Consider the following 21,351-nt stretch of genomic DNA (forward strand, 5'->3'; position numbering starts at 1 on the left):
CCCGGTGGAGACTCCGGGCGACCTCTTTCGAGTGGGTGGGACGGCATCCGTGGATGCCCTCCGGCTTGCTGGGCATCCAGCCTGGGGTGCGGAGCGAGAGGGGGGCCGGGGCATGAGCCGAGCCGGCGGCCGGAGCGGGCCGCCCGAGGGGCGGACCGTCTGGCGGAAGGCCGCCCTGGTGGCCCTGCCCGCCGTGGCGGCCGTCGCGGCGATGTCCGTCGCCATGGCGGAGGGCGTGCTGGCGGCGTCGTTCGCCGTCTCGGGCACGGCGTTCCAGGTCTCGTCCGGGCAGCTGACGAGCAAGGGTCTGGCCTCGTTCGTCGACGTCGGCCGCTCCGCCGACGGCGAGGGACACCCGGGCGCCCTGCTGGGCATCGGCAGGGCGACGCTGTCGGACATCTGCCAGGCGGCGAAGGTCGACACGCCCCTGGGCACGGTCGTGTTCAAGCTGACGGCGGGCGGTGCCGCCGGGGATGTCACGGTGGACCACCTGGTGATCCACGGCCAGGACCTGGTGGGCGACGCCCGGTTCGGCGAGGTCCAGATCGGCCGGGACGCCTCGACGCTGGACCGGGTCCCCGGAATCCGCGGCCGCCCGGGCCAGTTCGGCCTCCAGGCCGCGGACGTCTCGGTGACCGGCGTGAGGTCCCACGCCTGGTCCGCCACCGGCGGCGACTTCCATCTCAAGGGACTCGCACTCTCGGTGAACCTGAACGGCGGGCAGTGCTTCTGAAGGCGGCGCGCGGGGCCGGGGCCGGGGCCGGAGGGGCGCGGCGGGGCGGACGGTGGCTGCGGGCCGGACCGGCCCGGCGGGCGGGAGGGGGGCTGCAGACCACAGGGGCGGCATGGGCCGGACGGGGGCGGCAAGCCGGATGGGCGGCACGGGCCGTACGAGGTCGGTGGGCCGAACGGGCGGCACGAGCCGAACCGGCCGGACGGGGCCTGCGGGCTGTGCGGGGCCCGGGCGCGGCACGGGCCCGGCGGGCCCTGCGCGGCTGGCGGTGCACACGCCCGTTCTGGGCGGGCGCCCTGCTGATCCTTGCCGGTGCCGAACTGCTCGCCGTCCCCCTCGCCCCGTGGCGGGTGCTGCTCGGTCTGGGCCTCGGCGGCATCGCGGCCCTCGGCATCGGGGCCGCGCTCACCGCGGCCGGCCTCTTCTTGTGGCTTCTGCCGCACACCCGCCACTACGTCGGCATCCACGCCGTGATCCTGGCCGTCGTCTCCTTCGCCGCCAGCAACCTGGGCGGCTTCTTCGTCGGCGCCCTGCTCGGCATCGCCGGCGGCGCCATGGGCTTCGCATGGACGCCGGGTACCCCGCAGGACGGGCCGGCACCGGGCGAGGCGACGCACGACGGGCCCGCGCTCGACAGGCCGGCACCGGACCGGACAGCACGGGAACGTGCGGTACTCGACGGGCCGGCGCCCGAGGGGGCCACGGCCCCGGCCGCCCCTTCCGTGCCGCCACCCCCGCCCCCCGGCAGCCCTCCCAAGGCCCTGGCCGCCGCGCTGCCCGTCGTGCTGCTGGCCTCGGTGGCCGTCCCACCGCAGGCGACACCGGCAACGAACCCCACGCGGGCGACGCGTACGGTGGCCGGCCCACCGCAGGTGGCACCGGCAGCGAACCCCGCGCCGGCCCCGGCACCCGCACCGGGCTCCGCGCCGGCGGCGCCTACGCCCCCCACGGTGAGCACCACGCGCTTCACGCCCACCGGCTTCACCCTCTCCGGGGTGGAGCAGGTGGACACCGCCCACGGGCCGCTGAAGGTCATCGTGCTGAGGATGCGGGCGGCCTCGCTCGCCCGCTACCGGCTGCGGACCCACGACGGCGGCGACGAGTACGCCCTCGACGTGGCCGACCTGCGGCTCAGCGGTGATGTGACGCTCTACCTCACCCGGTTCAGCGGCTGCGTCCAGGGCCTGGTGTGCCTGACGTTCACCCCTGACACGCTACCGGTGCCGCCCGTCGTCCCGCCCTTCGTCTTCATGACCGACGTCGACGCGGAACAGGCCCTCGTCACGAGCGACACCATCACCGCCGGCGGGCTGCGCCTCGCCGCGATCCCGCCCGGCGGCCGTCCGCCGCCTCCCTGACCACCGCGGTCACCGCATCCGTGAACTCCCCGACGACGGCCCGCGCCACCGCCGTGCCCGGGTGGCGCGAGCGCAGGAACAGCCCCTCGTGCGTGCGCGCCAGCCAGAACTGCGCGTCGTCGGCCACCGTCACCCCGCTCACGTGGTGCGCCCGGCACGCGATGTGGTCCGCCGCGCCGGGCAGCCGCCGGTAGTCGACGTACGAGACCATGAACACGTCGTCCCCGACCCGCCGGAACTCACCATTCCGCTCCAGGGTCCCGAGCAGCCGGGCGACCGGCACCGACGCGATCCGCCGGGCCTCGCGGAAGGCGGAGCGGACGCGGCCGGCGCCGTCGACGGCCGTCGTCACGCCCGTGACGTCCACCGTCATGGGCGCGACCGTGGTGAACCAGCCCACCGCCCGCTCCCACCGCTCCTCGTCCCGCGTGTGCAGCGGTACGCACAGCCGCAGTTCCTCCCCCGCCCCGAGCGAACGGCCCGCCAGCCCGAAGGCGGTGAGCAGCCCGGCGAAGGCACCGCCCCCGGCCGCCCGGCAGTGCGCCTCCAGCGCGTCGGCACCGGCGGCGTCCAGCAGCCGGCGTACGTCCGTGTCCTGGGCGGCGGGCTCCCCCAACGCGGCGGGGAAGGACGGCGTGGTGCCCCCGCAGGCGGCGAAGAACGCCGCCCAGCCGCGCACCCGTGGGTCCGAGGCGGCCGGCGGCGGCCCGGCGGCGAGGGCCTGTTCCCGGGCGCAGTGGTCGACGAAGCTGCCCACGCCGGCCGGCAGCGGCCGCCCCGCGTAGCTCTCGCGCAGCTCGTGCACCGCGATGGCCAGCGAGTACGCGTCGACGTGCGCGTGGTCGAAGCCGCAGAAGACCGTGCCGCCGCCGGGCCGCAGGACGACGAGGAAGAGGTACGACGGCCAGCCCAGCCGCCCGCAGGCGGCCGCCAGCCGGCCGGCCAGCCATGCCCGCAGTTCCTCCGGTCCGCCGGACTCCCCGGCGTCCCGGGCGACCAGCTCGGTCCGCTCCGCCGGCACGAGGAACCGTTCGCCGCCCGCCCGGAACCCGCTGCACAGCGTCCCGTGCCGGCGCACCCACCGTTCGAGGGCCGCCCGGAGCGCCTCGACGTCCACCGTTCCGTGGAGGTCGAAGGCGCAGCCGAGCCAGTTGCCGGTGGAACCCGCCAAGTGGAAGCGCTGGTTGAAGGAGGGCGGGACGGCCGAGGCGGCCGCCCCCTCGGCGACGGCCAGCGCGGCGGCCGACGGCACGAACTCCACGACGCGGCCCGGTTCGGGCAGGTAGCGGTCGATCGTGGTCAGGCGCACGGCCGGTCCCCGGTGAGCGCGACGGTGCGCAGCACCTGGCGCAGGTGGGCCATGAAGCGCGGCACGTTCGCGCGGGCGGCGGGGGTGTCGGGGTAGCGGGACTTGAGGTACGTGCGGTCCCACAGGCGGTTGACCCACACCGGTACGTTCCGGCTGTGGCCGGGGCCGACGAGGCCGTGGCAGTTCGCGGCGGCCCAGTCGCGGGAGCCGGGCACGTGGCGGCAGTCGAGGTAGGAGACGATGGGGAGCACGGCCGCCGCGTCGGGCTGTACGGCGCCGGTCATGCCGGGCAGCAGTTCCAGGACGCGCAGCGGGGACACCCCGGCCAGTTCGCGCGCCGCGGCGACCGCCCGGCCGGCCTCGGCGACGACCTCGCCGAAGGTGCCCTTGGCGGTGAACTCGACCGGCACGAGGTTGATGAACCAGCCCTGGGTGTGCTGCCAGCGCCGCTCGTCGCGGGTGTGGACGACGGTCAGCGCCCGGTAGTCGGCCGGCCCGCCCAGTTCGTGGCCGGTGACGGCGAGCGCGGCCAGCACCCCGGCCAGGAAGCCCGCACCGTGCGTCTTGCACGCCGCGGCGAACGCCTCGCCCTCCGCCGCGTCGAAGAGGTCCGCCTCCACGGAGACGCTCGGGTGGGACGCGTCCGGCGCCAGCCCCAGGTCGAGCGGGAAGCCTGGGGGCGGTCCGGCGCTGAAGAACTCCACCCAGCGGCGTACCTCCGGCGCGTCGAGCCCCACCAGGGCCGCGCGGTCGCGGTCGAGCGCGCAGTGGTCGACGTAGCTGCCGGCGGCCGGCAACGGGGCGTCGGTTCCGGCGAGCTCGGCCTCGTAGAGGGCGCGCAGCTCGGAGAAGAGCAGCAGGGTCGAGTAGCCGTCGGTGTGGCTGTGGTCGACGGCGATCCAGACGGTCGACGTACCGCCGTCGTGCGCGTCGTGGCCGGTGTCGGCGGCGTCGGCGTCCGCGCCCGCGTCGGTGGCGGCGTCCGCCTCGCGGTCCGCTTCGTGGGCCGGGAGGACCGCGCCCGCCACGAACGGTGGCCAGACCAGCGGGCTCGTCCCGGCGTCGAATCGTTCCTTCAGGTGGTCGCGGACGGCCGCCGCGGAGTCGTACCGCCCGCAGGAGACGGGCTCGACCGCCACCGCCCCGGCGGGCACGGCGTGCCGGCGCAACCGGTCGCCGTCCACCGCGAACCAGGTCAGCAGCGTGGGGTGGCGCCGCACCCACGTGGCGAGCGCCGCGGCCATGGCCGTGGTGTCCAGCCTGCCGGGCAGGTCGAAGGCGACGCCGAGCCAGGGCGACTGCGGCCGGCCCGCCGCCCGGTTGGCCAGCAGCCGCCGGATGTGGTTCTCCTGCACGTACGAGGGCGGCGCCGGATGCTCGGGCGCCTCGGCCGCGACCGCCAGGACCGGGGCGGGTATGCGGAATTCGACCAGCTCGCCGGGGTCGGGAACGTACTCGTCGATCGGCGTCATCCGCATACCGCTGCCTCCCGGCCGTCTCGTGTGTCTCGCGCGTCTCGTCCGTCTCGTCCGTCTCGTCCGTCCAGTGCACCGCACGCACGTCGTGTGTCCCGTACGTCCTCGGCGCCGATGACCCGGGTCACGGCGCGGCGGACCTCGTCGACGTAGCGCGGCACCTCGGCCCGTCCGCGTGCGGTGTCCGGGTACCGGAAGCTCAGGTAGATCCCCTCGAAGGTGCGGTTGATCCAGAAGTAGACCTCGTGGGGGTGCGTGCGGCGGCTGCGCAGCGCGGCCGCGCCCCACTCGCCCCACTGCCGCGCACCGGGGGCCAGCCGCATGTCCATGTACGAGACCATGAAGCGCGGTTCGAGGGGGGCGCCGAGCACTTCGGCGACCCTGGCGAAGGGCACCGCGGCCATCGGCCGGGCCTTGTCGAGCGCCCGTACGGCCCCCGCCATCAGCTCCGTGAAACGGTCCCCGGCCCGGACCGCGAACCGCAGCGGTGCCAGCCCCACGTACCAGCCCACCGACCGCACCCAACGGGGGTGGCTGCGCGTGTGGAAGGGCACGAGGGTGCGGAACTCTCCGGCGTGCCCGCCGTGACCGGCGCTCGCATGGCCGGCCGACGCCAGGCAGGCCAGCAGCCCGGCGAAGAGGTTCCCGCCGTCCCGCCTGCACAGGGCGTCGAAGGCGCGCGCCTGCTCGGCGTCGAGGAGCCACTCCAGCCCGCCGCGTTGGGCGACGCACGCGGGCGCGGGTGCGACGGGGGAGGCGTTCCTGCCGGCGGGTGCGTCCTCACCGCCGTCGGGCGCGTCCTTGCCCCTGAGGGACGCGGGAAAGGCGGGCAGCTCGCCACCGTTCCCGGCGACGAAGTCCCGCCACTGCTGAATCGTTTCGTGAGTGCCGTCGACCAGGGCCGCGCCCGCGCGCTCGCTCCGGGCGAAGTCCAGGAAGCTGCCGACCCGGCCCAGGTCCGCCCGGGTGCCGCGGGCCGCCGCCGCGTACAGCGCCCGGATCTCGTAGGCGACGAGCAGGATGGAGTAGCCGTCGACGTTGGCGTGGTCGGCCCCGACGTACAGCGTGGTGGAACCGGCGTGCGCGACGGTGGCGAAGACGTACGAGGGCCAGCCCAGCGGGTCCGTCTCCCGGTCGAACAGCTCCTCCAGCCGGCGGGCCGCCTCCCGGTCGCCGAGGCACGGCCCGGCAGCGGACCGCCGGATGCGCACCGCCCCGGGGGCGAGCGTCTCGCGGCGCAGCCGGGCGCCCTCGGGCACCAGGCGACTGCGCAGCGACTCGTGCCGGTCGATCCAGCGCAGCAGTGCCTCCTCCAGGGCCACGGCGCGCACCTCGCCGGGCAGCTCGAAGGCGGCGGCCAGCCAGGAGGGCGAGGCGGGGGCGGCCGCCGCCAGCGAACGCACGAGGTGTGCCTCCTGCGCGTACGACGGGGGCCGGCCGTCCCGTCTCCAGCGGGCGCCCCGGCCGCCTCCCGGCTCCGGCCGCCAGACGGTGAGGATTCCCGGGTGTGCGTTCAAGCCGTACATGTCGGTGAATTTCACGCGTCTGCCTTGCGCTCGGGGGAAGGCATACCGAAGGCGAGCCCCGGAACGCGTCGGACGACTCCGGGGCTTCTGGTTCAACTGGGGCCACATCCATGCTCGTTGGCCCGGCCAGCAGCGGGATGCTACTCAGCCCCCGACGGCAGCGGCAAGAGCCGGGGCCTCATCCGTTGCCCCCGGCGGACCGCCGGGGCGGTCCGCCGGACGGCGACTTCCGGCCGGTCTCAGGCGCGGTTGCGCGCGGAGCGCCGGCGGGCGGTCAGGAAGAGGACTGCGGAACCGGCCGCCAGGACACCGGCGCCCCCGACGGCCAGCAGGGCCGTGCGGTCGTCACCGCCGGTCTCGGCGAGGTGTCCGCCCTGCGCGGCGGGGGCGTTGGCGGCCTGACCCGCGGAGTGCGGCGCGTGCCCGTCGGCGACGTGCGCGCTCTCACCGTGTTCGTTCTTGCCGTGCCCGGTCGTGCCGTGCCCGGTCGTGCCGTGCCCTGTCTCGCCGGGGGTGTCGCCGGCGTCCCCACCGTGCCCGCCGTGGGAGACCGTCGACTTGCCGGCCTCCGCGGCGATCTGCTCCTCGCTGGGGGCGGACGCGACATCGGCGGCGGCACCGGCGGCGGTGTCGGCGGCGGCACCGGCGGCGGCCAGGGACTTGGTGGCCGGCACTCCCCCGCCGAGGTCGACGTCGGAGCAGGTGTAGAAGGCTTCGGGGCTGTCCGAGCGCTGCCAGATGCTGTAGACGAGGTGGCGGCCGGACTTCTTGGGGATCGTCCCGTCGAAGACGTAGCTGCCGTTGCGCAGCGTGGGGTCGGTGACCTTCGCGAAGGGCTTCGCCTCCAGGTCCGACCACTTCAGCGGCTTCTTCGGGTCGTAGCCGTCCTTGGTGATGTACAGCTCGAACGTGCCGCGGTGCGGGGCGGTCGCCCGGTAGCGGAAGGTGTGCTTCCCCGATGTCAGCTTCGTGCCCGGCCAGTCGGAGCGTGCCATGTCCAGGCCCTTGTACTTGGCGCGGCCGGCGCTGCACAGCTTGCCGTCCGGAATGATCTGGCGGTGCCGTCCGGCGGCGTCACCGATGTTGACCTCGTTCCAGTCGTAGAGCGGCTGGGTGCCGCCCGCCGCGACCATCGCCTTGCAGGCGGCCGAGCGGGGGTGTTCCGGCCCCTCGGCGAAACAGGCGGACACGCGGCTGACCGGATCCGTCATGGAGCCGTGCGCCTCGGCCGGGCCTGCGGTCAGCGCGGTGAGGGCGAGGGGGGCGAGGCCGAGCAGGGATATCCGTACGGCCTGGTGGCGCATGCGCATGGGGTTCTCCTAGGAGGCGGGGGGTGCCCCGCACGCCGGCGCGAGGTGGGGGGTGCCGGGCGTGCGGGGCGGTGTGGGGGGCTGGTGGGGGGACGGGGGCGGGCTCAGCGGGTGGCGAACGCCTTGGTGAAGGCGAGTTCGTCCTGCTGGATCGAGCTGCACGTCGCGGACGCGGAGTTCTGCGGGCCGCCCGGGCAGGGCTTGTCGCGCGCAGCGGACCACATGGACAGCCAGCCGAGCCCCTTGGACCGGGCGAACGCCGCCAGCCGGGACGCGTCGCCGACCGTGAAGACCTCGGTGGCGACGTCGTTGACGCCGATCATCGGGGTGACCGCGACGGCCTTCCAGGCGGCCGCGTCGCTCAGCCCGAGCACGCCCTTGACCTGGGCCTGCGTCGCGGTGGCGGCGTCGATGGCGTACTGGCCCATGTCGCCGTTGAAGGAGGAGCCGTAGTCCATCGCCATGACGTTGACCGCCGACAGGGCGACGCCGTTCTTCTTGGCGTTCCCGAGGAGGCCGACGCCGTCCTGGGTGAGCCCGGTGGGCATCACGGGCAGCGTGAAGGAGACGTCGAGGCCCGGGTGCTTCGTCTGGAGCCGGGCGATGGCCTGGGCGCGGCGGGTGTTGGCGGCGGTGTCGGGCAGGGCGGCGCCCTCGATGTCGAAGTCGACCTTGGTGAGCTTGTACGTGTCCACGACCTTGCCGTAGGCGGCGGCGAGCTCGTCGGCGGAGGAACAGGCCAGCCCGAGCTCGGACCCGGCCGCCCCGCCGAAGGAGACCCGCACGTCGCCGCCCGCCTCGCGCAGCCGGCCGATCTGGGCGGCGACGGCGTCGTTGCCGAGGTCGGTGACGCCGCCCCACTTGGGCGTGCAGCCGCCACCGGAGGTGATGAAGGCGAGGTTGAAGTGCTTCACGCCCGTCTTCCGGGCGGTGGCGAGGAGGTCGTACGCGGGGTAGAGGGAGGTGTCGACGTACGGGGCGAAGGCGGCGTTCGCACCGCCGGGGGCGGGGGAGGTCGGGGTCGGCTGCGGCCGGGGCGTACCGGGCGTGGGCTTGCCGGGCTGCGGGGTCCGCGTGGGCCGGGTGGGCTCGGTCGGCCGGGTGGGCTGCGGGTCGGGAGCTCCGTCGAGCGAACACCTGCCGTTGGTGATCCGGCAGCTGACGGGGCCGGTGCCCGTCCCCTCCCCGGCCGCGACGAAGCCGACGGTCACGGAGGCGCCGGGGGCGAGGGCCGCGTTCCAGCTCTCCGGCTCGACGGTGACGCTGCGGCCGCTGACGGTGTGCTTGCCGTTCCACAGCGAAGTGATCTTCGTGCCGGCCGGGAGCTCGAACGTCAGCGTCCAGCCGTTCAGGGCCTTGCCTGTGCCGTTGGTGACGACGAACTGCCCGGTGTATCCGCCCGCCCAGGAACCGGTCCGGGAAAAGGCCGCGCCGACCGGAGCGGCGCTCGCGGTCCCGGTGAGCGTGAAGGCGGCGCCCGTGGCGAACGCCACGACGACACCGACCCCGGCCAGCTTCGCCTTGCGGCTCACTCGCCGGCGATGTGCGGAGGAACCCATCGCGTACCTGCCTGTCGTGTGGTGGGGGACTGACGCGGCAGCACGCTAGCGAGAACGAATCGGACCAATCGCCGAATCACGAGGAGGGCCCGGCTATTTATGGTGCTCTTAAGGAAGCGCTAACCGGGGGCTCAGAAAGCACGCTCCGGCGTAGCGCCGGCTGACCGCACGGCACGGTGACCGGCTCGGCGAGATCATGGACGAGTGGCTGGCCGACGGCGGAACGGGTCGGCCAGGAGGCCGCACGCGCGGTATGGCTGATCGCCCCTGACGCCCGTCCCCGCCCACTCCGCCCTCATAGGGTCCTGGCCTCCTTACCGCGCGGACGCGCGGCGAGGAGGCGGCGGCGGACGCGGCGGCGGGGGGTGCGCCGGGGGCCGGAGCCGTCGCGTGCGAGCCACACCCGCACCTCCGTTCCGCCCAGCACCGAGCGTCCGATGCGCACGTCGCCGCCCGTGGATTCCGCGACGCGGCGCACGATGTCCAGGCCGAGGCCGGTGGAGCCGGGGCCGCCGGCGCCGTGGCCGCGGCGCAGGGCGGCGTCCGGGTCGGGGATGCCCGGGCCCGCGTCGGAGACGAGCACGAGCACGGCGTCCTCGCTGTGGTGCACGTCCACCGCGAAGGCGGTGCCTTCGGGGGTGTGGCGGAAGACGTTGCCGAGCATCGCGTCCAGCGCGGCGACGAGTTCGGGGCGGGCGACGGGGACCCGTACGGCCGTGTCGACGCCCGCGAGCCGTACCGTGCGCCCCTCGTCCTCGGCGAGCGCGGACCAGAAGTCCATCCGGTCGCGTATCACCTCGCAGGCGTCGCAGCCGAGGGCGGGTCGTTCCGCGCGCTCGCCCTGTTCGCGGGCGGCGCGGATCAGCTGGTCGACCTCGCGTTCCAGCTGGGCGACGGCGGCGCGGGTCTGGTCGGCGGCCGGGCCGTCGCCGAGCGAGGCGGCGTTGAGGCGGAGGACGGTGAGGGGGGTGCGCAGGCGGTGCGAGAGGTCGGCGGCGAGCTCGCGTTCGTTGGAGAGCAGCTGCACGATCTTGTCGGCCATGGAGTTGAACGCCACCGCGGCGGAACGCAGTTCGGCCGGGCCGTCCTCGCGCACGCGCACGCCCAGCTTCCCCTCCCCCAGCGCTCCGGCGGCCCTGGCGAGCCGCTCCGCCGGGCGCACCAGGCGCAGGCCGAGGCGGTCCGCGGTGGCGACGGAGCCGACGATCAGGCCGAGGCCCACCGCGGCGAGGATCAGCCAGGAGGTGGTGACGCCGTTGCCGACGGCGCGGTGCGGGACGTAGACCTCGACCACCGCGAACTCACCGCTGCTCAGGGCCGTCGGCTGGAGCAGCGCGTAGCCGCCGGCCACGGAGGTGACGGCGGAACGGCCGCGGCGGGCCGTCTCCACGTCGCGCGGGAGGGCACGGGAGCGGCCGATGTCGTAGGCCCCGTGCGGGCCACGGGTTTCGCGCGGGTCCGGGACGTCCTGCGGACCGTGGTCCGTGCCGGGGTGCGCGGTGCCACCGCCCGGTACGTGAACGGCCATCCGCCCGTCACCGCCCGCCTGCGAGCTGGCGACGGCCCGTTCGAGTTGGTCGCGGTCGGTGGTGATGGCGAGCGCCGGCCGGATCTGGGCCGCCTGTCGCTCCGCATCGGCGAACGCCCGGTCGCGGGCCAGTTCCTTGACCACCAGCCCGAGCGGCACGGCGAAGGCCAGCACCACCATCACGGTGACGGCGAGCGAGACCTTGACGAGCGCCCATCTCACCGGGGTTCCAGGGCGGTCGGCGGGTGCGTCGGAGGCTCCGGCGGCACCGCGGACGGGGGCTCCAGCTTGACCCCGACGCCGCGCACGGTGTGCAGGTAGCGCGGATGCGCGGCGGTCTCGCCCAGTTTGCGGCGCAGCCAGGAGAGGTGTACGTCGATGGTCTGGTCGTCGCCGTAGGACTGCTGCCAGACCTCGGCGAGGAGTTCCTTGCGCGGCACGACGACGCCGGGGCGGCCGGCCAGGTAGGACAGCAGGTCGAACTCGCGGCGGGTCAAGTCCAGTGCGGTCCCGTCCAGTTCGGCCCGGCGCCGTAACGGGTCGACCTTCAGGCCGCCGACGCACAGCACGTCGGACGGCGCCGGCTCGCCCGCCACGGCCCCGCCGCCCGCGCGGCGCAGCACGGCGGCCATGCGCGCGGTCAGGTGGGCCACGGAGAACGGCTTGACCAGGTAGTCGTCGGCTCCGTCGGTCAACAGCCGGATGATCTCCGCTTCGTCGTCCCGCGCGGTGGCGACGATGACGGGCACGTCGGTGATGCCGCGCAGCATCTTCAGCGCCTGTGCGCCGTCCAGGTCCGGCAGTCCCAGGTCCAGGACGACGAGGTCGAAGCCGACCTGCGCCACCTCGCGCAGCGCCTCAAGGGCCGTGCCGACGCTGCGCACGGTGTGCGAAGCCTCCGTCAACTGGCGGATGAGGGCGGAGCGCACGAACGGGTCGTCCTCGACCACGAGCAGTCTTGCCATGGCCCGCACCGTACGCCATACGGGTGAGGCACTATGAGCCAGGTGAGGCGAGGAATCATGCATGCCCTGGCGTGGGCGCTGGCGACCGCGGCCGCGATGGCGGTGTCCTGGTACGGGGTGCGTACGGTCCTGGCGGGCACGGCCTACGAGCCGCCGCGCGCGCTGCCGATCTCCGGCTCGGCGGCCCCGGCGGTCGGTGAGCCGGCCTCGATCGGTGAGCCGGCCTCGTCGGCCCGGGCTTCCGGGCCGCCGGATTCCTCGCCCTCGCTGCCGGCGCCGGCCACCGCGGCGCCGTCCGCCGAACGCTCCCCGGCGGCCACCCCCGGGGCGTCCCGGAAGCCGGGTGCCCCACCGCCCCCGGGCGGCGGCGAGGTGAAGAGCTTCGCGGTCAGGGGCGGGCGGGCGGTCTTCGATCTGGGCCCGGGCGCGGCCACGCTCGTCTCGGCGGCGCCGGACGAGGGCTGGCAGATGCGGGTGTGGAAGCAGAGCGCCTGGATCCGGGTGGACTTCGTGAGCGACGCCCGGACCACCTCGGTGTTCGTCACCTGGAACGGCCACCCGCCGCAGGTGCAGACGGTGGAGGGCTGAGCCCTGGCCGTCTCCTGAAGCGGCGGTGCGGTGCCCGCGGGCATGCAGCAGCCCCCGGCGCTCTTCCTCTCGATCCGCGAGTTCCCAGTCGTCGCTGAGCTCTCCGGCCTCGATCGGTGCCTTCCGGGGGCCTAGCCAGTTTGCCGAGATGGGGGTCACTCGGGCCGATGGACGTCTCCACCGATCAGGTGCGGCTCTCACCGGTTGTCTGGTGTAATGGCAATTTTCCTCCGCATTTGTCCGAAGTCAAGAGGTCCGGAGGGACGAGTTAGGGGCCTCGGCGGTACGGCCCTCAGCGCACGACCTTGATGCCGAAGCGGGTGCCGAAGCCGAGGCCGAAGCCGATGGCGGAGTGCATGTGGGCGTACATCTCCATGCCGCGGGCGCAGACGAGGGGGCCGACGTCGAGGACGTCGTGCCAGCCGTAGGACTTCAGCAGCTCGGTGACCTGCTGCTTCGCGTCCGCGTGGTCACCGGCCACGAACATGGTGTGGTCGCCGTCGCCGACCGCCCCGGGGTGGACGACGGTCTCCTGCTCCTGCGTGACGAAGGACTTGACGACCTTGGTCGCGGGCAGGGCGCGCTGGATCTGTTCGGCGAGGCTGTCGGTGTCGCACGGGTCGAGCTTCGGCATGACACCCCACGGGGTCGGCCAGGGGTGCTCGACCTCGGGGTTGTAGAGGTAGGGCACGGCGTAGTCGACGAGGGTCTTCCCGGCCAGCCGGTCGGCGATGGCGGACAGCGCGGTGACGGCGTTGTGGCCGTCGATGCCGTTGATGACGAACTCGCTCTCGGCGGCCGCCGCACCGAAGGTGTGCAGCCGGATGCCGGAGTGGTCGGCGAGCCACTGCCCGAAGGGCGCGTTTCCCATCATGTCGGGCTCGGTGCGGGCCAGGGTGGCGTCGGGATCGCGGGTGCCGACGTGCACCTCGTGGCCGAGCTCCGCGAGCCTCGCGATGTGGGCGCGGGCGCCGCCTCCGGTGCCGAGAACGGTGATTTTCATGGGGAACCTCCCGAATTGGTGGGTGCGGAGAGGTCCACACTAGGAACCTTTCAGGACAATCCATGTCCTTTGAGAACGGCATAGTGGGTGTCATGACGACCGATACGACCGGCCGCGCGCTGCGCCTGCTGTCCCTGCTGCAGACCCGGCGGGAATGGTCCGGCTCCGACCTGGCCGGCCGGCTCGGCGTGACCGTGCGCACCGTCCGCCGCGACGTCGACCGGCTGCGTGAGCTGGGCTACCCCGTCGAGAGCACGCGCGGCCACGCCGGCGGCTACCGCCTGTCCTCCGGCACCGACCTGCCGCCCCTCCTCCTCGACGACGACGAGGCCGTCGCCGTCGCCGTCGCCCTGCGCACCGCGGCCGGCGGCATCGGCGGCATCGAGGAGACCGCCCTGGGCGCCCTGGCCAAGCTGGAACAGGTCCTCCCCCGGCGACTGCGCGGCCGGGTCGGTGCCCTCCAGGCGGCCGTCACCGGCATCACATGGGAGGAGCGGGGCCCGCGCGCCGACCCGGCCCTGCTCGCCACCGTGGCGGCCGCCTGCCGCGACCACGAGATCCTCACGTTCGACTACACCACCCGCGGGGGCGCGGCCGCCGCACGCCGCGTCGAGCCCTGCCACCTGGTCGCCTCCGGCGACCTCTGGTACCTCCTGGCCCACGACACCGGCAAGGACGACTGGCGCCTCTTCCGGCTCGACCGGATCACCGACGCCCTGCCCACCGGCCGCCGCGTCCCGTCCCGCCGGGTGCCCGGTGACGACCCCGCCGCCTTCGTCGCCGGCCGGCTGTCCGCCGCCCCCACCCGCCACCGCGCCGTCGCCACCGTCCGGGCCCCCGCCGCCTCCGTGCGGGCCCGCACCCGCGGCCTGGGCCCCCGCATACGGCCCGTCGACGACGACACCTGCCTCGTCGACGCCTCCGACGACCATCTGCCCCGCATCGCACAGACCCTGGCCGGGCTCGGCACCGACTACACCCTCGACGCCGGCCCGGAGGTCGTCGGCCACCTCCGCGACGCCGCCCACCGCCTCCTGCGCGCCACGGGCTGACCCCCACCGCCGAAGCCCCCGGCGCGTCATGCCGTGCCGGCTCCGCTACGGCCTCCGCCCCGCGGCGAGGGCACGCCGGACGCCGTAGGAGGCGGCTCCGGCCGCAAGGACGGCCGTGCCGCCGAGCACCGAGGTGACCGGCAGGGCGAAGGCCAGGGCCAGGCAGCCCGCCAGCCCGGCCGCGGGGATCAGGCGGGGCGGGCGCCCCTCGGCGGGCGACAGGGTCCAGGCGGAGGCGTTGGCGAGGGCGTAGTAGACCAGCACCCCGAAGGACGAGAAGCCGATCGCGCCGCGCACGTCCGCCGTCGCCGCCAGCGCCGCCACCACCGTGCCGACCACGAGCTCGGCCCGGTGCGGCACCGCGAACCGCGGGTGGACGGCCGCCAGGGCGTGGGGCAGGTGCCGGTCGCGGGCCATGGCGAGGACGGTGCGGGAGACCCCGAGGATCAGCGCGAGCAGCGAGCCCAGGGCGGCCACGGCCGCGCCGGCCCGGACGACCGGTGCGAGCCGGCCGGCGCCCGCGGCGTGGACGGCGTCGGACAGCGGCGCGTCCGCGACGGCCAGTCCGCCGGGGCCGAGCACCGTGAGCACGGCGACGGCGACGACGGTGTAGACGGCCAGGGTGATGCCGAGCGCCACGGGGACGGCACGGGGGATGGTCCGTGCCGGGTCGCGGACCTCCTCGCCGAGCGTGGCGATGCGCGCGTATCCGGCGAAGGCGAAGAACAGCAGACCGGCCGCCTGGAGCACCCCGCCGACGCCGGCGTCGTCGCCGATGCCCAGCCGGGCCGTGTCCGAGGCTCCGGAGGCGAGGCAGACGGCCGTCACGGCGGCGAGCACGGCGAGGACGAAGGCGACGATCACCCGGGTGAGGAGCACGGACCGGTGCACCCCCACGTAGTTCACCGCGGTCAGCGCCACCACGGCGGCGACCGCGACCGCATGCTCGCGGCCCGGCAGGACGTACGAACCGACGGTGAGCGCCATCGCGGCGCAGGACGCGGTCTTGCCGGTCACGAACGCCCACCCGGCGAGGTGGCCCCAGAAGTCTCCGAGGCGTTCCCGGCCGTAGACGTACGTGCCGCCGGAGGCCGGACAGCGGGCCGCGAGCCGGGCGGAGGAGGTGGCGTTGCAGTAGGCGACCACGGCGGCCAGGGCCAGGCCCGGCAACAGCCCGGAGCCGGCCGCCCGGGCGGCCGGGGCCAGGGCCGCGAAGACTCCCGCGCCGATCATCGACCCCGTGCCGATCACCACGGCGTCGAGGAGTCCGATCCGCCGGCGCAGCGCGTCCGGTGGTCCCGCGGTGGTCGGCGGCCCGTCCATGCCCGGCTCTCCCTCCCCCGGTCGTACGTCGTGGCCGTCCGGGACCGCATTCTCTCTCAGCGGCCGCTGAGGAGCCCGCGGTGGAGCAGGTCCGCCAGGAACACCGTCAGGCGCGGCCAGGATGCGTCCGGTACGGCGGCCCGGAGCTCCTCGGTGGTGTGCCAGGCGCCGTCCCACAGCGTGTCCAGGGCCAGGCGGCGGGCCGTGCCGACCTCCCACTCGTTGCCCGCCGCCGTGAACACCGGTCGTCCGCCGGGGCCGTCCTCGGTGATCCGGCCGCGCGCGTAGGACAGCCTCAGGGCGGCGGGCAGGGCGGCGGCGGTGCCGGAGGGCGGTGCGGCGGCGGCCGCGGTGGGGAGGTTGGTGTGCATCCGCCGGTGGTCGCCCGAGGCGAAGGCCGCCAGGAACCGGTCGGTGAGGCCGGGCCGGGTGAGCATCTCCCCGAGGACCTCCTTCATACGCTGCACGTGGGCGTCCCTCTCCTGCGTGGAGCCCCGCAGCGGCAGGTCGACGCGGAAGATCTCCTCGGCGGGCAGGGAACGGAGGAACCAGCGGAAGAAGTCGACACCGGTGACGGGGATGGCGGCGTAGGTCAGGTGCAGCGAGTGCGTGCCCTCACTGGCCGACGCGCCGTGCCACCAGCCCCGGGGCAGGAACAGCACGTCCCCTTCCTCCAGGACGACGTCCGCGTAGGGCTCGCCCACGGGCTTCGGGGGGCGGACGACGTCGTTCAGCAGCGCCGCGGTGCGTGTGGGCGGGTAGTAACGCCACCGCTTGCGTCCGGAGAGCTGGACGACGACGACTTCCTGGTCGTCGAAGTGCAGGCCGAAGCCCTGGGTTCCGGTCCAGCTCCCGTACAGGTTGGTCACCACGTGTGTGTGGAGGAGGCGTTCGAGGTCCGCGGCGGTGCGCTCGGTGTCCTCGTGCAGTTCGTCGACGGCGTTCACCACCAGGGTCGCGCCCTCGGCGAGGTGTTCGTGGAGCGCCTGGGGCACGACGTTCCTGAGCCGCTGGGAGCTGGGCAGCTGGAGCGTGTAGCTCTCGTGCGGGATGGTGCTGCGGTCCCGTGCCAGGGTCAGGCGGGAGGGCTCCAACGGCTGCCGGGACAGCAGGTCGTTGAGGTCGTCCCAGGTGAAGAGGGCCGGTGAGGTGGCGATGCCGCGCCAGATCCGGGGCCTGCGTTCGTCGATCTGGGCCAGCAGCGCCTCGCGCCCGATCGCGTCGAGCAGGTCCTTGGGCCGTTCCGTGGCGTCTGCCATGTGTCTCTCCTTGCTGATCCTGGTGCTGTTCCGTGGCGGTCCGTGCCCGTTCGAGCCCGGGCGTCCTCTCAGGCGTCGTCGGCGGCGGCCCCGTGCCAGGGCAGGTACTGCCCCGCCGGCCGGCCGAACTCGGCGCGGCCCGCCTCCCGCCGGTAGACCACCTCGCCCCTGCGGACGGTCGACTCGACGCGTCCGCGGAACGTCCTGCCCTGGTAGGCCGACCAGCCGCAGAGGCTCTGGATGTCGGGCTCGGCGAGCGTCCACAGGGCGTCGGGGTCGAAGACCACCAGGTCCGCGTCGCCGCCGGCGACGATCCGGCCCTTGCGGTCCCCGAGCCCGAACAGCCGGGCGGGGCGCTCCGCCAGCACCCTGGCCACGGTGCGCAGCAGCCGTGCCGGGTCCGCGCCGGGCAGGTGCCGGGTCATGCCGCTGTACAGGGCGGGGAGGAGTTCCTGCACACCGGGGAGGCCGGGCGGGGCGTCGGCGGTCGGCTTGAGCTTGTCGGCCAGGGGGTGCGGTGCGTGATCGCTGCCGACGGTGGCGGCCTGCCCGTCCAGCACGGCCTCCCACAGCCGGTCCTGGTCGGCGCGGTCCCGGATGGCGGGGCTGAGCCGGATGCGTGCGCCGAGGACCTCGGTGTCGTCCGCGGTGAAGGACAGGTGGTGTCCGGTGACCTCGAAGGTGAGGGGCAGGCCGGCCGCGGCGGCCGCGGTGAGCAGGTCGGCCTCTTCCCGGGTGGAGACGTGCAGGACGTGGGCGGGGACGCCGTATTCCTGGACGAGTTCGACGATCCGGGCCACGGCGACGATCGCGCCGGTGCGGGGGCGGCGGCGCTCGTAGTCCGCCCAGTGGCGGGGTTCGCCCTTCCAGTCGTCCAGCATGCGGAAGACCTCGCCCGCCTCGGCGTGGAAGACCAGTTGCAGTCCGGCCTCGGCCGCCGCCCGGAAGAGCTCGCGCAGCGCGGGCTCCCCGTGCAGGACGTGCGGGGCGGTGTGGTGGCCGGCGAGGAACGCCTTGGCCGAGCCGGCGTCCGTGCCGGCGAACTCCTTGAGCCTGCCGGGGTCCGCCGGGTCCACTCCGACGTGGAAGCGGTAGTCCACCAGGCTGGTGCCGGCCACCAGTTCGCGCTTGGCGGCCAGGTCCTCGGGGCCGAACAGCGGGGGCACCGTGTTGGGCATGTCGATGACGGTGGTGACGCCTCCGGCGACGGCCGCCCGGGAGCCGCTGGGCCAGTCCTCCTTGTGGGTCAGCCCGGGGGTGCGGAAGTGCACGTGGGAGTCGATCAGGCCGGGCAGCACCCAGCGTCCCGCCGCGTCCACGGTGCGGGTGCGGGGGCCGGCAGTGCCGGGCGGGAGGACGGCGGCGATGCGGCCGTCCCGGACGGCGACGTCCGCCGCCCGCACCGTGTCCGGGAGGACCACGGTCCCGCCCTCCACCACGAGGTCGTGGGCATCGGTTGCTGTCGTCATGCGTACCGCCTTGCTCGGAGTGCGGAGGGGGCCGGCGCGGTGACGGGCGCGGGCCCGAGGTAGGTGACGGTGGTGCCGCGGACCCCGACCTCGGTCAGGGCGGGGTCGGTGCCGGCGGTGCGGGCCGTGACGGTGGCCCAGCGGCCGGGCGTGCGGATCCGCAGCGTGCCGGTGGTCGCGTCGACCGGGGTGCCCGGGGTGGCGTGGCCCGCGAGCTGCTGGGGCAGGGAGCCGGGAACGCGGGCCGCCGCGGCCAGGCACACGGCGCCGGTCAGGGCCAGCGTGGGGTGCCAGGAAGGGACGGAGACGGCTCTCGCGGCCAGCCGCCCCGGGCCCAGCGGCAGCAGGGCGGCGATCTTCGGGAAGACCCCGGAGGGCCATCCGAGCCGGTCCTGTGCGGTCTCCCGGAGGTCACAGAGGTCCGCGAACAGGGCGGCGTCGGCGGCGAAGAGCTCCTCCGGTCCGCGCACGCCGAGGTCGGCCGCACGGACGAAGACGTAGGGGTTGCCCATGGAGGCACCCGTCACCTCGACGGACCCGCCGCGGTGGGGCAGCTCGGTCACGGGCGAGCCGAACAGCAGGAGGTCGTCCAGCGGGATGGGCGGACGGAGGAGGAAGGACGCCCCCAGGCGTTCCCGGTCGGGGTGGGACTCCTCCACCGAGCACTCGACGCTGTCCCCGTTGTTGAGGACGTTCACGCGGATCCGCTGGCCGGGGTGGAGCGGCGGGAGCTCGCCCGACCGGCCCGCCACCGAGCAGGCGGCCAGGATGGAGTGCCCGCAGCTGCCGCGGAGTTCGAAGGCGGGATCGGCTCCCGGCACGACCTGCACGAACCGGTAGTCCAGCTGGTGGCCCGGGCGGGCCGAGGGACCGATCAGCGCGATCTTGGTGACGTCCGCCAGCCCGACCCGCAGCAGCGTGCGCCGTACGTGGTCGAGTTCGGCGAGGAAGAGGCCGGGATCCCGGGTGGCGTCGGCGAAGTTCTTGGCGGGCAGCACCAGCGTGGTGCTGGGGCTGCCGTGCGCCGCGGCGAGGTGGCCCGCCATCACAAGGCCCGGGAGCCGGCGAGCGCGGGCGCCGCGAGCTGCGCGCGCCACGTCCGGTGGATCATCAGTGCCCATACCGCGAGCGCCGTGGTGTCGTCGGGCCGCTCCTCCTGACGGCGCAGCAGGCGCTGGACGGCGGCCGCGTCCAGTTGCCCGTCCCGGCGTATGCCCTCCGGGGCCAGCAGGTCGCGGGCGTACTCCATGAGCGGCAGGCCGTCGCGCAGCATCGCCGTGATCGGCAGGGTGAACGGCTGCTTGGGGCGCTGCAGCACACTGTCCGGGACGAGGCCCCGGGCGGCTTCCCGCAGCGCGCGCTTGTCGTCCCGCGCGGTGAGCTTCCATGCCTGCGGCAGTGCCGTGGCCGTGCGCTGGACGCCGGGCTGGCAGAAGGGCAGGCGCACCTCCACGCTGTGGGCCATGGACAGGTGGTCGACCCGGCGCAGGTGGTAGGCGGGGAGCCGCTCGTCGAGTTCCAGGGCGGTCAGGGCGGTCAGCGCGGCGGAGCCGGGCGCGCCGTCCCCGGGGAGGGCGGCCAGGCGGTCCCCGAGCCTGCGGCGCAGCCGGTCCTCGCTGCTGCCGGCGGCGCGCAGCCAGTCGCGGTACTCGCCGCTGTAGAGCTCTGTCCGGAGGGCGCCGGGCACGGCCGCCAGGGAGTCGACGTAGGCGTCCTGCCAGTCGGCGCCGCCGGTCAGGGCCTGTTGCATGCGGCGGTAGCCGAGGAACACCTCGTCCGCGCCGTCACCGGTGAGGGCGACGGTGAATCCGGCTTCCCGGATCGCCCGGAACAGGGCGTAGCTGCTCACGGTGATCGGATCGGCGTTCGGCTGCCCGAGCCGTGCCACCACGTCGGGCAGCAGGGTCACGAACTCGGCCGGGTCGGCTTCCACTTCGTGGTGCACCGTGCCGGCGTGCCGGGCGGCCTCCGCGGCGAAGGCACGCTCGTCGAACGGCCACGTGCCGCGGTAGCAGATGGTGAAGCTGTGCAGTGAGGGGATGCGCTCGGCGAGCAGCGCGGTGACGAGGCTGGAGTCCAGGCCGCCGCTGACCACGGAGCACACGGGTGCGTCGGCTTGCGCCAGCCGCCCCGTCTCGGCGCGCAGCAGGTCCCGTACGTGCGTGCCTGCGGCCTCCAGGGTCGCGGGAGGTCCTGCGGGCCGGCCGGGGAACGGCTCCGCGCGGCCGGGGCCGCGGCGGTGCAGCCGCATGCCGCGCCCGGGCTCGAAGACCAGGTCGGTGGCCGCGGGCAGCACCCGCACCTCTTCGTACATCGTCCGTTCGCCGAAGGGCGTCTTGGTCGTGAGGTAGTCGTCGAGTCCGGACAGGCGCGGCACCCGGGGCACGCCCGGCAGGGCGAGCAGCGCGGGCAGTTCGGAGGCGAAGCGCAGGCTCTCGGCGGCCGCATCCCAGTGGTAGTAGAGCGGCTTCATGCCCGCGCCGTCGGTGGCGAGGACGAGCCGGGGCGCGCTGCGGAGGTCGATCACCGCGATCGCGAACATGCCGTCCAGGTGCTCGGCGAAGTCGTCGCCGTAGTGGGCGTACAGGGCGGGCAGGACGGCGCCGTCACAGTCGTCGTCGATGCGATGGCCGAGTCCGGCCAGGCGGCGCCGCAGGTCGCGGTGGTTGTAGATCTCGCCGTTGTAGACGACGTGGATGCCCGTGCCCAGGCTGTACGGCTGGCGGCCGCCCTGCGGGGCCATGACGGCGAGCCGGTTGGCGCCGAGCGCCCAGCCGTCCCGGGCGAGGAGGTACTGGGCGTCGGGGCCGCCCGCCCGCTGGAGTCCGGCCGCCGCGCGCAGGCTTTCGGCCGAAAGACGTGCTCCCAGATGTCCGATGATGCGGCACATACCG

The 21,351-nt window shown here is 74.8% G+C and carries 17 protein-coding genes and 1 pseudogene; 5 read left to right on the top strand and 13 right to left on the bottom strand.

The window, feature by feature from the left end:
- Positions 1-112: 112 nt before the first annotated feature.
- Both LE181_RS08350 and LE181_RS08355 read left to right on the top strand, forming a co-directional pair.
- Complete coding sequence (locus LE181_RS08350; RefSeq protein ID WP_225660555.1) at positions 113-733, top strand: DUF6230 family protein; 621 nt, start codon at positions 113-115, stop codon at positions 731-733.
- A gap of 218 nt (positions 734-951) precedes the next feature.
- The gene (locus LE181_RS08355) at positions 952-2,091 is read left to right on the top strand and encodes a DUF6114 domain-containing protein (protein WP_225660556.1); all 1,140 of its coding nucleotides are present in this window, start codon (positions 952-954) and stop codon (positions 2,089-2,091) included.
- On the opposite strand, the gene LE181_RS08360 is transcribed toward LE181_RS08355, so the two are convergent.
- The 5 genes from LE181_RS08360 to LE181_RS08380 all read right to left on the bottom strand — a co-directional run bounded on the left by LE181_RS08360 (position 2,030) and on the right by LE181_RS08380 (position 9,270).
- Positions 2,030-3,400: a condensation domain-containing protein gene (locus LE181_RS08360; RefSeq protein WP_225660557.1), complete on the bottom strand. Its 1,371-nt coding sequence runs from the start codon at positions 3,398-3,400 to the stop codon at positions 2,030-2,032. The two genes, LE181_RS08355 and LE181_RS08360, sit on opposite strands and share 62 nt — an antisense overlap.
- On the bottom strand, positions 3,391-4,878 hold the full coding sequence (locus LE181_RS08365) for a condensation domain-containing protein (RefSeq protein WP_225660558.1): 1,488 nt from the start codon (positions 4,876-4,878) through the stop codon (positions 3,391-3,393). The genes LE181_RS08360 and LE181_RS08365 overlap by 10 nt, the downstream gene beginning before the upstream one ends.
- Positions 4,869-6,416: a condensation domain-containing protein gene (locus tag LE181_RS08370; RefSeq protein ID WP_225660559.1), complete on the bottom strand. Its 1,548-nt coding sequence runs from the start codon at positions 6,414-6,416 to the stop codon at positions 4,869-4,871. The genes LE181_RS08365 and LE181_RS08370 overlap by 10 nt, the downstream gene beginning before the upstream one ends.
- 224 nt (positions 6,417-6,640) lie before the next feature.
- Positions 6,641-7,711, bottom strand: coding sequence for a lytic polysaccharide monooxygenase (locus LE181_RS08375; protein ID WP_225660560.1), 1,071 nt, complete (start codon positions 7,709-7,711; stop codon positions 6,641-6,643).
- Between the two features lie 104 nt (positions 7,712-7,815).
- Complete coding sequence (locus tag LE181_RS08380; RefSeq protein ID WP_225660561.1) at positions 7,816-9,270, bottom strand: glycoside hydrolase family 18 protein; 1,455 nt, start codon at positions 9,268-9,270, stop codon at positions 7,816-7,818.
- 154 nt (positions 9,271-9,424) lie between these two features.
- Here LE181_RS08380 and LE181_RS32740 point away from each other — a divergent pair.
- A pseudogene (locus tag LE181_RS32740) lies at positions 9,425-9,545 on the top strand (DUF6624 domain-containing protein); the annotation flags it as partial.
- A 20-nt stretch (positions 9,546-9,565) separates the two neighbouring features.
- On the opposite strand, the gene LE181_RS08385 reads toward LE181_RS32740, so the two are convergent.
- Both LE181_RS08385 and LE181_RS08390 read right to left on the bottom strand, forming a co-directional pair.
- Positions 9,566-11,020, bottom strand: coding sequence for a sensor histidine kinase (locus LE181_RS08385; protein ID WP_225660562.1), 1,455 nt, complete (start codon positions 11,018-11,020; stop codon positions 9,566-9,568).
- A complete protein-coding gene (locus tag LE181_RS08390) occupies positions 11,017-11,763 on the bottom strand; it encodes a response regulator transcription factor (protein ID WP_225660563.1) in 747 nt (248 codons plus the stop codon). Before LE181_RS08390 ends, LE181_RS08385 begins: the two co-directional genes overlap by 4 nt.
- A 57-nt stretch (positions 11,764-11,820) precedes the next feature.
- Here LE181_RS08390 and LE181_RS08395 point away from each other — a divergent pair, with 57 nt between their 5' ends.
- Entirely contained in the window at positions 11,821-12,351 is a 531-nt protein-coding gene (locus LE181_RS08395) for a hypothetical protein (RefSeq protein WP_225660564.1), read from the top strand.
- A gap of 292 nt (positions 12,352-12,643) precedes the next feature.
- Here the strand turns inward: LE181_RS08395 and LE181_RS08400 are convergent, their stop codons facing one another.
- Positions 12,644-13,354 (bottom strand): NADPH-dependent F420 reductase, encoded by a 711-nt coding sequence (locus tag LE181_RS08400; RefSeq protein WP_225660565.1) that lies wholly within the window; start codon positions 13,352-13,354, stop codon positions 12,644-12,646.
- 92 nt (positions 13,355-13,446) lie between these two features.
- Here LE181_RS08400 and LE181_RS08405 point away from each other — a divergent pair, with 92 nt between their 5' ends.
- On the top strand, positions 13,447-14,406 hold the full coding sequence (locus tag LE181_RS08405; RefSeq protein WP_225660566.1) for a helix-turn-helix transcriptional regulator: 960 nt from the start codon (positions 13,447-13,449) through the stop codon (positions 14,404-14,406).
- Positions 14,407-14,451: 45 nt separating this feature from the next.
- On the opposite strand, the gene LE181_RS08410 is transcribed toward LE181_RS08405, so the two are convergent.
- From LE181_RS08410 to asnB, 5 genes are all read right to left on the bottom strand, one after another.
- Positions 14,452-15,729 carry an APC family permease gene (locus LE181_RS08410; protein ID WP_225660567.1) on the bottom strand — a complete coding sequence of 426 codons (1,278 nt, stop codon included), beginning with the start codon at positions 15,727-15,729 and terminating at the stop codon, positions 14,452-14,454.
- 56 nt (positions 15,730-15,785) lie between these two features.
- Positions 15,786-16,988, bottom strand: coding sequence for a cupin domain-containing protein (locus tag LE181_RS08415; protein ID WP_225660568.1), 1,203 nt, complete (start codon positions 16,986-16,988; stop codon positions 15,786-15,788).
- Positions 16,989-17,056: 68 nt separating this feature from the next.
- Complete coding sequence (locus tag LE181_RS08420) at positions 17,057-18,457, bottom strand: dihydroorotase (protein ID WP_225660569.1); 1,401 nt, start codon at positions 18,455-18,457, stop codon at positions 17,057-17,059.
- Entirely contained in the window at positions 18,454-19,503 is a 1,050-nt protein-coding gene (locus LE181_RS08425; protein WP_225660570.1) for a 2-methylaconitate cis-trans isomerase PrpF family protein, read from the bottom strand. Before LE181_RS08425 ends, LE181_RS08420 begins: the two co-directional genes overlap by 4 nt.
- The gene (gene asnB / locus LE181_RS08430) at positions 19,503-21,347 is read right to left on the bottom strand and encodes an asparagine synthase (glutamine-hydrolyzing) (RefSeq protein ID WP_225660571.1); all 1,845 of its coding nucleotides are present in this window, start codon (positions 21,345-21,347) and stop codon (positions 19,503-19,505) included. Before asnB ends, LE181_RS08425 begins: the two co-directional genes overlap by 1 nt.
- Positions 21,348-21,351: the final 4 nt, after the last annotated feature.

Source organism: Streptomyces sichuanensis, from assembly GCF_020328095.1.
GTDB lineage: Bacteria > Actinomycetota > Actinomycetes > Streptomycetales > Streptomycetaceae > Streptomyces > Streptomyces cinnamoneus.